Origin of the sequence: Devosia sp. ZW T5_3 (assembly GCF_044987315.1) — a bacterium.
In the GTDB taxonomy this organism is placed as follows: Bacteria; Pseudomonadota; Alphaproteobacteria; order Rhizobiales; family Devosiaceae; genus Devosia.
On the sequence record NZ_JBJDRE010000006.1, the window covers coordinates 121,085 to 133,677 of the forward strand.

Sequence of the window (12,593 nt, forward strand, 5' to 3'; positions counted from 1 at the left end):
GCACAAAGCCGTCACCCCCGCGCCTCCCGCTTCAGCCGTTCGCACCCCATCAGCACTCGTTCGGGCGTTACCGGCGTATCCAGCCGTGGCGCGATTTTATAGTCCGCCACGCTCGCCACCGCCATGGACAGCGCCTCAACCACACTCATCGCCAGCATGAACGGCGGCTCGCCCACGGCCTTGGAGCGGCCAATGGTCGGCTCCTTGTTGACCGACCATTCGGCCAGCCGCACATTGAAAATCGGCGGCACATCGCTCGCCACCGGAATCTTGTAGGTAGACGGCGCCTTGGTGCGCAACTGGCCCTTGTCGTCCCACACTAGCTCTTCAGTGGTCAGCCACCCCATGCCCTGCACGAACCCACCCTCGACCTGCCCGATATCGATAGCCGGATTGAGCGAGCGACCGACATCGTGGAGAATATCCACCCGGTCCACGACATATTCGCCCGTCAGCGTATCGATCGTGACCTCGCTGACCGAAGCGCCATAGGCGAAATAATAGAACGGATGCCCGCGCCCCGTCGCCCGGTCCCAGTGGATTTTCGGCGTCTGGTAGAAACCGGCAGCGGAAAGCTGCACGCGATTGAGATAGGCCGAGGCAATCAGCTCGGCGAATTCCACGAATTGCTCGCCCGCCTGAATGCCGCCGGGCACAAACTCCACCGCCGCTTCATCGCATTGATAGAGCTTGGCCGCATGGGTGACGAGCCGCGCCTTGATCTGCCGCGCTGCGTCCCAGGCTGCCATGCCATTGAGATCGGAGCCCGACGAAGCGGCGGTGGCCGAGGTGTTCGGCACCTTGCCAGTCGAGGTCGCCATGATCTTGATGGCATCGAGCCCGACGCAGAAGGCATCGGCCAAAACCTGCGCCACCTTGATATAGAGCCCCTGCCCCATTTCGGTGCCGCCATGGCTGAGATGGATCGAGCCATCCTTGTAGACATGCACCAGCGCGCCAGCCTGATTATACCAGGTGGCCGTGAAGGAAATGCCGAATTTGACCGGCGTCAGCGCAATACCCTTTTTAAGGATAGCGCTGCCCGCATTGTACTCAAGGATCGCTTTGCGCCGGGCCTGATAGTCCGAGGATTGCTCCAATTCGTCCACCACGCGATGGACGATATTGTCCTCCACCACCTGGTGATACGGCGTCACATTCTCGCTGTCGGTGCCATAGAAATTGGCCTTGCGGATATCGAGCGGGTCGCAGCCCAGATCATAGGCAATATCCTCGATCCAGCGCTCAGCCGCCATCATGCCCTGTGGACCACCAAAGCCGCGAAAAGCCGTGTTGGAAACGGTATTGGTATAAAGCGGCTCGGACCGCACCCGCACCGCCGGATACCAATAGGCATTGTCGGCATGGAACAAAGCCCGGTCGGTGACGGGGCCGGAAAGGTCCGAGGAAAAGCCGGCGCGCGCGCCATAAACCGCGTTGACCGCCCGGATCTTGCCCGTCTCGTCATAGCCGACATCGTAATCGACCACGAAATCGTGCCGCTTGCCGGTGGCGGTCATGTCGCCGTCGCGGTCGGGCCGGATTTTGCAGGCGCGGTTCCATTTCTTGGCTGCAACGGCCGCGACGGCCGCAAACAGATTGCCCTGGGTTTCCTTGCCACCAAAGCCGCCGCCCATGCGACGCACATTCACCGTCACCGCATGCTGCTGAATATTGAGCACATGCGCCACCATCAGTTGCACTTCGCTGGGATGCTGGGTGGAGGAAAAGACGGTCACGTCCTCGTCCTCGCCCGGCACGGCCATGGCGATCTGGCCCTCAAGATAGAAGTGATCCTGCCCGCCAATGGTGACGCTGCCCTTGACCCGGCGCGGCGATTTTTCAAAGCCCGCCGCGACGTCGCCCCGCTCGAGCTTAAGCGGCTCAGTCACCAATTGCCCGCCCGCGGCCTGTGCGGCGCGGACATCAAGGGCGAACGGCAGGTCCTTATACTCGACCTTGGCGAGATGCGCCGCCCGCCGCGCCTGGTCGCGGGTTTCCGCGATCACGGCAAACAGCGGCTGGCCCCAGAAATGCACCTTGCCCGCGGCAAAGATCGGCTCGTCATGCTTGTGGCTGGGCGAAACGTCATTCTCGCCGGGAATGTCCTCGGCGGTGAGCACGCCAATCACGCCGGGCGCGGCTTTGACCGCCGCATAGTCGATGGCAACAATCTCGGCATGCGGCTTGGTCGACAGCGCGAGATAAGCATGCATCGTGCCGGCCGGCTCGATCATGTCATCGATATATTCGGCCGAGCCGGACACATGCTTGGGCCCGCTATCATGGCGGGTGGATTCGTGCAGGGTCGAGCGGGAAATGGTCGGGTGCTTGTTCATCACGCCACCGCCCGCCGCAATCTCTGCCCATGCCCATTCGTCTCATGGAAAAACCGCAGCAGCAGGTTTTGCGCCGTCAGCAGGCGATACTCGGCCGAGGCGCGCATGTCGGAAATCGGCTGATAATCCTCAGCGAAAGTCCCGATAGCCGCTTCCACCGTCTCCAGCGTCCACGGCTTGCCCACCAAAGCCGCTTCCACGGCCTTAGCACGCTTGGGCGTCGCCGCCATGCCACCAAAGGCAATGCGAACCATGCCGACCACGCCGGCATCACTCACGAAAACGCGGAACGCCCCGCACAGCGCCGAGATATCCTCTTCGCGCCGCTTGGAAATCTTGTAGGTGGCGAAATGCTCGCCCGCCGGCAGATAGGGAATGGTGACGCTTTCGACGAACTCGCCCGGCTGACGGTCCTGCTTGCCATAGGCGAGGAAATAGTCCTCAAGCTTGATCTCGCGACGATGCTCGCCGCGCCGTAGATGCAGCCTGGCGCCCAGCGCGATCAGCGGCGGCGGCGTGTCGCCAATCGGCGAGCCATTGGCGATATTGCCGCCGATCGTCCCCATATTGCGGATCTGCTCGCCCGCAATGCGATCCCACAATTCGCTCAATTGCGGGAAATTGGCCGCTATGGACGGCAGGGCTTCCGAATAGCTGACGCCGGCATAAAGCCGCAATTCGCTGTCGTTTTCCGCGATGCGCTTGAGCTCTTGCAAATGGCCGATGAAAATCACCGGGCCGATGCGGCGCATGAATTTGGTGACCCACAGCCCCACATCGGTCGAGCCGGCAACAATGGTCGCGCCCGGATTGGCCTCATAAACCGCAGCGAAATCATCAAGGCTCGCCGGCACAATAATCTGGTCGGCAATCTCGACCCGGCGCCCATCATGGATCGCCTTGATCTTGCCCTTGAGCGCAATGCGCTCGGCCCGCAGCGGATCGGCCTCCGGCGCGCCATAGGAGGAAATCGCCTTGGCCGCGCGAATGATCGGCGCATAGCCGGTGCAGCGGCAGAGATTGCCCTGCAATGCCTTTTCAATCGCCGGCTGGCTCGGATGGGGATCGCGCATCCACAGCCCATAAAGGCTCATCACAAAGCCCGGCGTACAAAACCCGCATTGGCTACCATGCTGATCGACCATGGCCTGTTGCACGGGATGCAGCGTGCCATCCTTGGCGCGCAAATGCTCCACCGTCACCACATGAGTGCCGTGCAGGCTCCCCACAAAGCGGATGCAGGCGGTGACCGAGTCATAGATCATCTCGTCGCCAGCAAGTCGCCCGACCAACACGGTGCAAGCCCCGCAATCGCCCTCGGCGCAACCTTCCTTGGAACCGCGCAGCCGCTTTTCCAGCCGCAGGAAATCGAGCAGCGTCGTATCGGCCGCCACATCGGTCAGCGCGATTTCCTCGTCATTGAGGATGAAGCGGATGGCGTTGGCGATCTCGGCCATGCCCTAGCTCCCCCGATAGGTCGAATAGGCAAAGGGGCTGACCAACAGCGGCACGTGATAATGCTTGTCCTCGGAAATCGTGAACCGGATCGGCACGACGTCGAGGAATTGCGCCTCCAGCTCCACGCCCAGGCGCTCGAAATATTGCCCGACATGGAAATGGATTTCATATTCGCCATGCTGGAACTGCTGCTCGTCCAGCAGCGGCTGATCGACCCGACCATCCCCATTGGTATAGCTATCGGTAATGTGATGCGTATGGTCGCCATGCACATAGAGCAGCTCAAGCCGCATCCCCTTGGCCGGCTTGCCATGCATCGTATCCAATACGTGCGTCGTCAGGCGTGCATTACCCGCCATAAGCTGCTCCTTGCGTCGTCCCCGCCCAAACCATAGCGCGCGTGGAATTGTTCTTGATACTCTCAATTTGGGAGCATTATGCTGCCAAATCGGCAGCATTGTAAAATCATGGATTCCAAACCAAAGCCACCGGACCGCCCCCGCGAACACGCCCTTTCCACGGGCCTTTTGGCGCGGGTATTCCACCAGCCATCGCTGATCTATTTCAACGCCGTGGCGACGCATTTGTCGATCCGCGAGGCGGCGCGACGCCTCGATATCGCCTCATCGGCCATCACGCGGCAGGTCGCTCAGCTCGAAGATGCCTTGGGAATTGCCCTCTTCATCCGCGAAAAACGGCGCCTGCGGTTGTCCCCGGCGGGCGAAATCCTGTTCCGTCACTCGCGCCGGCTGGCCGCGCCCATCGAGGCGGCAGTGTCCGAAATCGAGATGCTGCGCGGCATCAAATCCGGCTCGGTGCGCATCGCGGCGGCGGAAAGCATTGGCCTATCCTTCCTGCCCCGCCTCATCACCGATTTCGGCCGGCGCTATCCCCGGCTGAACCTCGATGTCTCGCTCACCTCCTCCTCGGGCGTCATCGAGCGGCTCTTGGACGAGCGCGTCGATATCGGGCTGGGCTTTATCGCCAAGCCGCCCCGCCAGATCGACGTTGCCTTCCGCCGCGACGTGCGGATCGGCGCGGTGATGGCGCCGGACCACCCGCTGGCCGCCAGCAAACACCTCACCTTCCGCCAATGCATCGAGCATCCCCTGGCCGTGGCCAAGCCCGAAATCTCCATCCGCGAAGTCATCGAGCCCTTCCTGCGCGGCTCCGCCACCATCCTGCCCCCGCTGGTCGAAGTCGATTCTATCCGCCTCATGGTCGAGCTGGCTCTGGGCGGCCACTACGCCTCGATCATGACCCCCATCGGCGCCCAGAACGAAATCGAGCGCGGCACCCTGGTCTTCCGCCCGCTCGAAGACAGCGGCCTGCCCACCAACCGCTTCGGCATCTTGGTCCGCGGCGGCAGCGCATTGCACCTGGCCCCCGCGATATTTTTCGACCATGCCAAAGGCTATTTCGAAGGCGTGTCGCTGCCGGGGGCGGTGTGAGCCCTGCGCCAGGGCATCTAGCGCCCCGCGTCCACATCTGCTTACCTTACCGCCTCCCTCCGACCTTTCCACGAGACAGTCCAATGCGTTACCCCCGCGACATGCACGGCCACGGCCCCACTCCGCCCAATGCCAATTGGCCCGGCGGCGCGCATGTGGCGGTGCAATTCGTGCTCAATTACGAAGAGGGTGGGGAAAACAATATCCTGCATGGCGACGCCGCGTCCGAGGCGTTCCTCGTCGACGTGGTGGGCGCTGCGCCCTGGCCCGACAAGCGCCATTGGAACGTTGAATCCATGTATGAATATGGCGCGCGGGCCGGCTTCTGGCGGCTGCATCGCCTGTTTACCGAAGCCGCCCTGCCCGTCACCATCTATGGCGTCGCCACCGCCTTGATGCGCGCGCCCACCCAGCTTGCCGCCATGCAGGACGCCGGCTGGGAAATCGCCAGCCACGGCTATAAATGGGTCGAACACAAGGACATGACGCCCGAAGTCGAGCGCCAGCAGATCGCCGAGGCAATCCGCCTCCACACCATCGCGACGGGCGAGCGCCCCCTGGGCTGGTACACCGGCCGCTGCTCACTCAACACGGTCGATCTGGTCTCAGAGGCCGGTGGCTTTGCCTATATCTCGGACACCTATGACGACGACCTGCCCTATTGGCGCGTGCATCAGGGCAATCCGCAACTGATCATTCCCTATACGCTTTCGGCCAATGACATGCGCTTCGTCACCGCCTCAGGCTTTGACAATGGCGAGGAATATTTCCAGTTCCTCAAGGACAGTTTCGACTGCCTCTATGCCGAGGGCCAGGCCGGCTCGCCCAAAATGATGTCGATCGGCCTGCATTGCCGCCTGGTCGGCCAGCCCGGCCGCTTCCAAGGGCTCAAAAAGTTCGTCGACTACATCAAAAGCTTCGACAAAGTCTGGGTCCCCACCCGCCTCGAGATCGCCCAGCACTGGGCCAAAGAGCATCCTTACCAGGCGCCCGAATTCATCCCGTCCCAGCTGCCCAAAGCCGAGTTCGTCGAAAAATTCGGCTCCATCTTCGAGCACTCCCCCTGGATTGCCGAACGCGCCTGGGAGGGCGAACTGGCCCCGGTCAATGACACCGCCATCGGCCTGCAATTCGCGCTGCGCACCCAGTTCCGCCTAGCCACTGACGAAGAACGCCTGGCCGTGCTACGTGCCCACCCCGACCTGGCCGGCAAACTGGCCGCCGCCAAGCGGCTGACCGCAGCCTCGACCGAAGAACAGGCCTCAGCCGGGCTCGATGCCCTGACCGATGCCGAGCGTGAGAAATTCACCGCGCTCAACACGTCCTATGTAGAAAAATTCGGCTTCCCGTTCATCATCGCGGTCAAGGACAATACCAAGGCCTCGATCCTGGCCGCCTTCGAGGCACGCATCACCAACAGCGCCGCCGAAGAGTTCAAAGCGGCCTGCGCGCAGGTCGAACGCATTGCGCTGCTGCGGCTAAAGGCGATCCTGCCGTAAATCCGGCAGGTCGGCTTCCCGCAACAGGGTGGCCAGCAAGGCCAACAGCCCGAGCCAGGGCACATTGTGCCGCAGCCAGTCCGCCGTTTGCCGCCCGCTATGGTGCTCATGTTCACTCATGAGCACCATCATGCGCGCCAATAGTTGATGATTTGGTAAGCCTAACGCCGCGTTACCAGGCGTCCGGCGTGCGCACCAGATGCACGATACCAGCCGGATTAAAGAACCACCCGCCCGCGAAACCCTCGCCCAGCGGTTCGATGCCATCATTGCGAACCACACCCGCCCCCTCCAATGCGTTTGCCGCGGCGGGAAAATCCGGCGTAAACAGCTCGAGCCACACCTCGGCTTGCGACAATTGCGGCACCTGGTCGATCCATAGCCGGTTCGGTCCATAGATGAAGCCGACCACATCCGGCTTCTCCGGAACGCGCTGCAGCTTGAGCGTATCCCGGTAGAACGCCAATGTGGCCTCGTAGCAATGGGTGGGCACCTTCATGGCAATATTGATGCCGCCGCCGATCTCCGCGCTCACTTATAAAATCCCTCGCGCAGATTGATGCCGTGCTCGATATAGGCCTTGAGCGCGCACAGCATGCCGGTCCAACCCTCGCAATTGCCCAGGGCCGCCTTGAGCCCGGCATCGCCGTCGCGCCAGCCCTTCTCCGCGATCGTCACCAGTGTCCGGCCGTCATCGAGCCCCGAAAAGCTCATGGTGACCGTCGTGTCATAAGCCGGCCCGCCATCATCGGCCGCCTGCCAATGCAGCACGATTTCCTTGTCTTTCTCGACCCGCTCGACCTTCACCGGAAAGGCCCCGGGGAAATCGGCAAAGTCCCAGCTCACCGTCGCGCCAGTCTCCAGCCGCCCTTTGGCGCCGCCCGTGGTGAAATAGCCCGATAGCTGCTTGGGGTCCGCCACGGCCTCGAACACCTCATGCACCGGCTTGGCGATGCGCCCACTGACCCTGAAATCATAAGCCATTTCGTCTCTCCTCATGCTTGACTGCACCCACGATATGTTATAAAAATATAACATGTCAACTGAAGACGAAAACGACAGCATCTTCAAGGCCCTGAGCCACCGCGCCCGTCGGCACATCCTCGATCTACTCAAGGATGAACCCCGCACCACCGGCATGCTCTGCGATCTGCTACCCGAGCTCGACCGCTGCACCGTGATGCAGCATCTCAAGGTGCTGGAAGACGCTGGGCTGATCGTGGTCGAACGGCGCGGCCGCGAGCGCTGGAACCATCTCGACGCCCTGCCCATCCACGCCCTGCACGAGCGCTGGATCGGCCCCTACGCCACCTATGCCGCCGCCATGCTGAGCAAGCTCAAACGGCAGGTGGAGACGCCGGCCTGACTTGCTTCGACTCTGCCGAGACGCTACGCCACGGCCATTGGAGGGTCCCATGTTCAAGCTCTACATCGCCAACAAGAATTATTCGTCCTGGTCGCTGCGTCCCTGGGTGCTGATGCGCGAACTCGGCATCCCTTTCGACGAACAGCTGCGACCCTTCAACGATGGTCCGACCCTGGCTTTTGGCGACGTTTCGCCCAGCGGCCGTTTCCCCTGCCTCATCGATGGCGACACCTTGGTCTGGGACTCGCTCGCCATCGCCGAATACCTGGCCGAAAGCCATGAACAGGTCTGGCCGGCCGACAAAATCGCCCGCGCCTTTGCGCGTTCGGCCGCCGCCGAAATGCATTCTGGCTTTCCCCACCTGCGCAATATCTGCGGCATGAATGTCGGCATCCGGGTCGAGCTCTCGGCCATTCCTGACGGCCTCGCCAATGACATCGCCCGCATCGACGCGCTATGGAACGACGGCCTCACCCGCTTCGGCGGGCCCTTCCTTGCCGGAGAGACATTCACCGCCGTTGACGCCTTCTTCAGCGCCGTCGCCTTCCGCGTGCAGATCTACGATCTTAAGCTCAGCGCCCCTGCCGCTGCCTATGCCCAGGGCCTGCTGGCCCTGCCCTCGATGCAGGATTGGTATGCCGCAGCGCTCAAGGAAACCTGGCGCAAGGCACTCTATGAGCGGGAAGCCCTTGCCGCCGGCCGCATCGTCGCCGATTATCGCCAGACTGCCTGAACGCTGGGAATATTATGGCCGATTCAACCTATGCCACCCCGTCTGCTGGCCTGCCCGCCCAGACCGCCCTCCACACCGGCCGCGCCGTCTTCACCGAGGCCTATGCGGTCATCCCGCATGGGGTGATGCGCGACATCGTCACCAGCTATTTGCCGCATTGGCAGGACACCCGCGCCTGGGTCATCGCCCGCCCGCTCTCGGGCTTTTCCGAGACCTTTTCGCAATACATCATGGAAGTCCTGCCCGGTGGCGGCAGCGACAGGCCTGAGCCCGATGCGGGAGCAGAAGGCGTACTCTTCGTGGTCGAGGGTGAAGTCAGCCTCACCATCGACGGCCAGCCCCACCTGCTGACCGCAGGCGGCTATGCCTTCCTGCCCCCCGGCTGCGTCTGGACCCTGTTTAACACCAGCGCCGCACCCGCCCGTTTCCACTGGTTGCGCAAGCGCTACGAGGCCGTCGAGGGCATCGAGGCGCCCACCGCCTTTGTCGCCAATGAACGCGATACCCCCATCCGCTGGATGCCCGGCACCGACGATCGCTGGGGCACCACCCGCTTTGTCGAGCCCACCGACCTGCGCCACGACATGCATGTCAATATCGTCACGCTCGAACCCGGCGCCTCGATCCCGTTCGAGGAAACTCACGTCATGGAACACGGGCTTTACGTGCTCGAAGGCAAGGCGGTCTATCGGCTCAATCGCGATTGGGTCGAGGTCGAGGCCGGCGATTTCATGTGGCTGCGCGCCTTCTGCCCTCAGGCCTGCTACGCCGGCGGCCCCGGCCGGTTCCGCTATCTGCTCTATAAGGACGTCAACCGCCACATGCAGCTGAGCCTGCGCTGATGAGCGCCCCGGCCATCCTCATCGAGCCGTTGACCCCGGAAGCCTTCGCGCCCTTCGGCCAGGTGATCCAGACGGCCGGCGCCCATCACTACCCCATCAATGCCGGCATGACCGAGCGCTTTCACGACCTGGCCAATGTGCAATTGGCCGGTGACAACCCCCGCCCGCTGATCTCGATCTTCCGCGGCCAGCCCTATGCCATTCCGCTCAACCTGAAGCTGGTCGAGCGGCACCCCCTGGGCAGTCAGGCCTTCTATCCCCTCTCCGACCGACCATTCCTCGTCATTGTCGCGCCTGACATGGACGGCATCCCGGGTACGCCCCGCGCCTTCCTCACCGGGCCGGACCAGGGCGTCAACATAGCGATGAACACCTGGCATGGCGTACTGACGCCGCTGGAGCGCGACAGCGATTTCCTCGTGGTCGATCGCGGCGGCGATGGCAACAATCTGGAGGAATATCTTTACCCCGCGCCATTCATCGTCAAAAACGCCGATTGAAAGCCAGGCGGGCGAGCATCCATAATGCTGCCAAGGCGTTACCTTGGGACCGATAGCTTGAGAGGGAGGACACCATGCTCAAGATCGTGCTGACCCTGCTGCTGCTTACCACCGGATTTGGCTCCGCCATGGCGGCAGAGGACCTGACCTTTTCCGGCGAAGTGACCTACCGCCAACGCATCGCCCTGCCGGAAAATGCCCAGCTGCGCGTGACGCTGGTCTCGCTCACCGCCGAGGGACCCAAGCCCATTGCCGGCGCCACCGCCCTGCTCGCCGCCCCCGGCCAGGTGCCGCTCTCCTTTGCCTTCGACGTGCGCTCCAATGTGGTCGCGGCCGGCGGGAACTATGGCCTTTCCGCCGAAATCCTCTCCGGCAACACCGTTGTGTTCCGCGACGCTGCCCCCGTGCCGGTGAACCTGCAAGCCATCGCCCCCGTCACCATTATCGTGCAGCCCCTGCCCGTCCCCGCCGATCCAGTCGCCACGCTCGATATCATGCCCACCATTTTTGAAACCGAATGGATCGTCGACAGCATCGGCGGCACGCCCGTGCTGGCCACGGCCATGCCAACCCTCTCCATCGCCCCCGAAGGCCGCGCCGGCGGCCATGGCAGCTGCAACAGCTATTTCAGCGAAGCCGCCTTTGCCGATAATGGCCTCAAATTCGGCCCCGTTGCCGGCACCCGCATGGCCTGCGCTCCCGACATCATGGCGCAGGAAGCCGCCCTCTTCGCCGCCCTTGCCGCGACCGCAGGCTACGAGATCAAGGGCAATATCCTCCACCTCAACGACGCCGGCGGCACCGCGCTGGTCGTGCTGCACGCCGCCCAATAGAAAGCTGAAGATGGATTCTGCCGGTCTCATTGATCGCCTGCTCGACGTCATCGAGCAGGATATTGCGCCTGTCACTCAAGCGGGCGTAGCGCGCGGCAACAAGCTGTTCGGAGCGGCCATCCTGCGCAAATCCGACCTCTCGGTGGTGGTGGCCGAAACCAATAACGAGATCGAAAACCCGCTCTGGCATGGCGAAATGCACGCCATCAAGCGCTTCTTCGAACTCCCCGCCGACCAACGCCCCGACACCAAGGATTGCCTCTTCCTTGCCACCCACGAGCCCTGCTCGCTCTGCCTCTCGGGCATCACCTGGTCCGGCTTCGACAATTTCTATTTCCTGTTCAGCCACGAAGACAGCCGCGACAGCTTTGCCATCCCCTATGACATCCAGATCCTCAAGGCGGTCTATGCGACGCCGGACCCTGAAACCGGCACCGTCTCCCCCGACCGCCCGCTCTACAACGCCACCAACCAATATTGGACCAGCCACAACATCGCCCGCATGATCGCCGGTCTCGACCGTGGCCACCGTGAAACCCTGCTGGCCCGCTTTGATGACGTAAACGCCCTCTATGCCGACCTCTCCGCGGCATACCAGAAGGACAAGGGCAACAAAGGCATTCCACTGGCCTGAGGGAGGAACAACACTCCCCACATACCAGCCATGCCGAACCAATCGCCGCACCATGCGTTGATGCTTCAGAATTGTTCCCTTCCGAGGCACGTCATGTCCCAGATCGACCAGGTAGAGCCGCACGCCATCCCGCGTCTGGCCATCTTCACCGACTTCGACGGCACATTGGTCGAGCTGGCCGAAACGCCGGACGGCATCGATGTTCCCGTATCGCTGGCCCATCAGCTTGAGCGCACCGCGCGCGAACTCGACAGCGCCTTTGCCGTCCTCACCGGCCGCGAGATCGAGGATATCGACAAATATCTGGCCCCGCTCACGCTGCCTGTCGCCGGCGCCCACGGCACCCAGCGCCGCCGCGCCGACGGGTTTGTTGAAACCGTCGATCCCGCCGCTGTCCTCGCCGCCGAGGAAATCGCCCATGCCATTGAGCCGTTGATCCAAACGCACCCCGATCTGGTGCTCGAAGCCAAGGAAGGCGCCGTTGCCCTGCATTATCGCCAGGCGCCCGAGCTCGAAGACGTCTGCCGCCACGCCATGGAAGAAGCCGTCAACGGCATTCCCGATTTCACTCTGGTCGCCGGCAAGATGGTCATAGAGGCCCGCCCTCGCAGCATGAGCAAGGGCACGGCCCTCCGCGCCTTCATGCAGGAAGAACCGTTCCTCGGCCGCCTGCCGATTTTCATCGGCGATGACACCACCGACGAAGATGGCTTCATCGCCGCCCAGGAATTGGGTGGCGTCGGCATCAAGCTGGGCGAAGGCGAAACCTCAGCCCGCATGCGCATCGCCAATGTCGCCTCAGTCCACGCCCTGCTGCAGGGCCTGGGCGACATCGTCGCCCGCGACCGGGAATATGAACGAACGCATTAAAGCGCCTGAACTGCATCCCCCTTTGCGGAGCTGCAGTTCGGCGTCTGGACTAAAATAGGGGCAAAAAC

General features: G+C 62.7%; 15 protein-coding genes. 9 read left to right on the forward strand and 6 right to left on the reverse strand.

Translation table 11 applies throughout. The features are described 5' to 3' along the window. Positions 1-11: 11 nt before the first annotated feature. From xdhB to uraH, 3 genes are read right to left on the reverse strand one after another with little or no spacing between them, the layout of a single operon-like run. Positions 12-2,339, reverse strand: coding sequence for a xanthine dehydrogenase molybdopterin binding subunit (gene xdhB / locus ACI3KW_RS09565; protein ID WP_404847882.1), 2,328 nt, complete (start codon positions 2,337-2,339; stop codon positions 12-14). Next, the gene (xdhA, locus tag ACI3KW_RS09570) at positions 2,339-3,796 is read right to left on the reverse strand and encodes a xanthine dehydrogenase small subunit (protein WP_404847883.1); all 1,458 of its coding nucleotides are present in this window, start codon (positions 3,794-3,796) and stop codon (positions 2,339-2,341) included. Before xdhA ends, xdhB begins: the two co-directional genes overlap by 1 nt. 3 nt (positions 3,797-3,799) lie before the next feature. Beyond that, entirely contained in the window at positions 3,800-4,156 is a 357-nt protein-coding gene (uraH, locus tag ACI3KW_RS09575) for a hydroxyisourate hydrolase (RefSeq protein ID WP_404847884.1), read from the reverse strand. Between the two features lie 108 nt (positions 4,157-4,264). Between uraH and ACI3KW_RS09580 the strand changes: the two genes are divergently transcribed. Both ACI3KW_RS09580 and puuE read left to right on the forward strand, forming a co-directional pair. After that, positions 4,265-5,248: a LysR family transcriptional regulator gene (locus tag ACI3KW_RS09580; protein WP_404847885.1), complete on the forward strand. Its 984-nt coding sequence runs from the start codon at positions 4,265-4,267 to the stop codon at positions 5,246-5,248. 83 nt (positions 5,249-5,331) lie between these two features. Next, the gene (puuE, locus tag ACI3KW_RS09585; RefSeq protein WP_404847886.1) at positions 5,332-6,747 is read left to right on the forward strand and encodes an allantoinase PuuE; all 1,416 of its coding nucleotides are present in this window, start codon (positions 5,332-5,334) and stop codon (positions 6,745-6,747) included. Here the strand turns inward: puuE and ACI3KW_RS09590 are convergent. Genes ACI3KW_RS09590 through ACI3KW_RS09600 form a run of 3 tightly spaced genes read right to left on the reverse strand, consistent with a single transcriptional unit; the run spans position 6,727 to position 7,731 of the window. After that, positions 6,727-6,867 carry a hypothetical protein gene (locus ACI3KW_RS09590; protein ID WP_404847887.1) on the reverse strand — a complete coding sequence of 47 codons (141 nt, stop codon included), beginning with the start codon at positions 6,865-6,867 and terminating at the stop codon, positions 6,727-6,729. The two genes, puuE and ACI3KW_RS09590, sit on opposite strands and share 21 nt — an antisense overlap. A gap of 52 nt (positions 6,868-6,919) precedes the next feature. Then, on the reverse strand, positions 6,920-7,282 hold the full coding sequence (locus ACI3KW_RS09595; RefSeq protein ID WP_404847888.1) for a VOC family protein: 363 nt from the start codon (positions 7,280-7,282) through the stop codon (positions 6,920-6,922). Continuing rightward, positions 7,279-7,731 carry an SRPBCC family protein gene (locus tag ACI3KW_RS09600; RefSeq protein WP_262166266.1) on the reverse strand — a complete coding sequence of 151 codons (453 nt, stop codon included), beginning with the start codon at positions 7,729-7,731 and terminating at the stop codon, positions 7,279-7,281. Before ACI3KW_RS09600 ends, ACI3KW_RS09595 begins: the two co-directional genes overlap by 4 nt. 52 nt (positions 7,732-7,783) lie before the next feature. Here ACI3KW_RS09600 and ACI3KW_RS09605 point away from each other — a divergent pair, with 52 nt between their 5' ends. The 7 genes from ACI3KW_RS09605 to otsB all read left to right on the forward strand — a co-directional run bounded on the left by ACI3KW_RS09605 (position 7,784) and on the right by otsB (position 12,525). Beyond that, positions 7,784-8,113, forward strand: a complete 330-nt coding sequence (locus ACI3KW_RS09605) for a helix-turn-helix domain-containing protein (protein ID WP_113120856.1) — start codon at positions 7,784-7,786, stop codon at positions 8,111-8,113. Positions 8,114-8,162: 49 nt separating this feature from the next. Further along, entirely contained in the window at positions 8,163-8,846 is a 684-nt protein-coding gene (locus ACI3KW_RS09610) for a glutathione S-transferase family protein (protein ID WP_404847889.1), read from the forward strand. Between the two features lie 14 nt (positions 8,847-8,860). Then, positions 8,861-9,688: a bifunctional allantoicase/(S)-ureidoglycine aminohydrolase gene (locus ACI3KW_RS09615; RefSeq protein WP_404847890.1), complete on the forward strand. Its 828-nt coding sequence runs from the start codon at positions 8,861-8,863 to the stop codon at positions 9,686-9,688. Then, positions 9,688-10,188: an ureidoglycolate lyase gene (locus ACI3KW_RS09620; RefSeq protein WP_404847891.1), complete on the forward strand. Its 501-nt coding sequence runs from the start codon at positions 9,688-9,690 to the stop codon at positions 10,186-10,188. Before ACI3KW_RS09615 ends, ACI3KW_RS09620 begins: the two co-directional genes overlap by 1 nt. A gap of 74 nt (positions 10,189-10,262) precedes the next feature. Further along, the gene (locus ACI3KW_RS09625) at positions 10,263-11,021 is read left to right on the forward strand and encodes an META domain-containing protein (RefSeq protein WP_404847892.1); all 759 of its coding nucleotides are present in this window, start codon (positions 10,263-10,265) and stop codon (positions 11,019-11,021) included. 4 nt (positions 11,022-11,025) lie between these two features. Next, complete coding sequence (locus ACI3KW_RS09630; RefSeq protein WP_404847966.1) at positions 11,026-11,655, forward strand: nucleoside deaminase; 630 nt, start codon at positions 11,026-11,028, stop codon at positions 11,653-11,655. Positions 11,656-11,748: 93 nt separating this feature from the next. Then, the gene (otsB, locus tag ACI3KW_RS09635) at positions 11,749-12,525 is read left to right on the forward strand and encodes a trehalose-phosphatase (protein ID WP_404847893.1); all 777 of its coding nucleotides are present in this window, start codon (positions 11,749-11,751) and stop codon (positions 12,523-12,525) included. Positions 12,526-12,593 lie beyond the last annotated feature (68 nt).

What these genes read in the sequence shown, in the direction of transcription:
- xdhB (WP_404847882.1), bottom strand. Translation starts at nt 2,339, where the DNA reads ATGAACAAGCACCCGACCATTTCCCGCTCGACCCTGCACGAATCCACC.
- xdhA (WP_404847883.1), bottom strand. Translation starts at nt 3,796, where the DNA reads ATGGCCGAGATCGCCAACGCCATCCGCTTCATCCTCAATGACGAGGAA.
- uraH (WP_404847884.1), bottom strand. Translation starts at nt 4,156, where the DNA reads ATGGCGGGTAATGCACGCCTGACGACGCACGTATTGGATACGATGCAT.
- ACI3KW_RS09580 (WP_404847885.1), top strand. Translation starts at nt 4,265, where the DNA reads ATGGATTCCAAACCAAAGCCACCGGACCGCCCCCGCGAACACGCCCTT.
- puuE (WP_404847886.1), top strand. Translation starts at nt 5,332, where the DNA reads ATGCGTTACCCCCGCGACATGCACGGCCACGGCCCCACTCCGCCCAAT.
- ACI3KW_RS09590 (WP_404847887.1), bottom strand. Translation starts at nt 6,867, where the DNA reads ATGAGTGAACATGAGCACCATAGCGGGCGGCAAACGGCGGACTGGCTG.
- ACI3KW_RS09600 (WP_262166266.1), bottom strand. Translation starts at nt 7,731, where the DNA reads ATGGCTTATGATTTCAGGGTCAGTGGGCGCATCGCCAAGCCGGTGCAT.
- ACI3KW_RS09605 (WP_113120856.1), top strand. Translation starts at nt 7,784, where the DNA reads ATGTCAACTGAAGACGAAAACGACAGCATCTTCAAGGCCCTGAGCCAC.
- ACI3KW_RS09610 (WP_404847889.1), top strand. Translation starts at nt 8,163, where the DNA reads ATGTTCAAGCTCTACATCGCCAACAAGAATTATTCGTCCTGGTCGCTG.
- ACI3KW_RS09615 (WP_404847890.1), top strand. Translation starts at nt 8,861, where the DNA reads ATGGCCGATTCAACCTATGCCACCCCGTCTGCTGGCCTGCCCGCCCAG.
- ACI3KW_RS09620 (WP_404847891.1), top strand. Translation starts at nt 9,688, where the DNA reads ATGAGCGCCCCGGCCATCCTCATCGAGCCGTTGACCCCGGAAGCCTTC.
- ACI3KW_RS09625 (WP_404847892.1), top strand. Translation starts at nt 10,263, where the DNA reads ATGCTCAAGATCGTGCTGACCCTGCTGCTGCTTACCACCGGATTTGGC.
- otsB (WP_404847893.1), top strand. Translation starts at nt 11,749, where the DNA reads ATGTCCCAGATCGACCAGGTAGAGCCGCACGCCATCCCGCGTCTGGCC.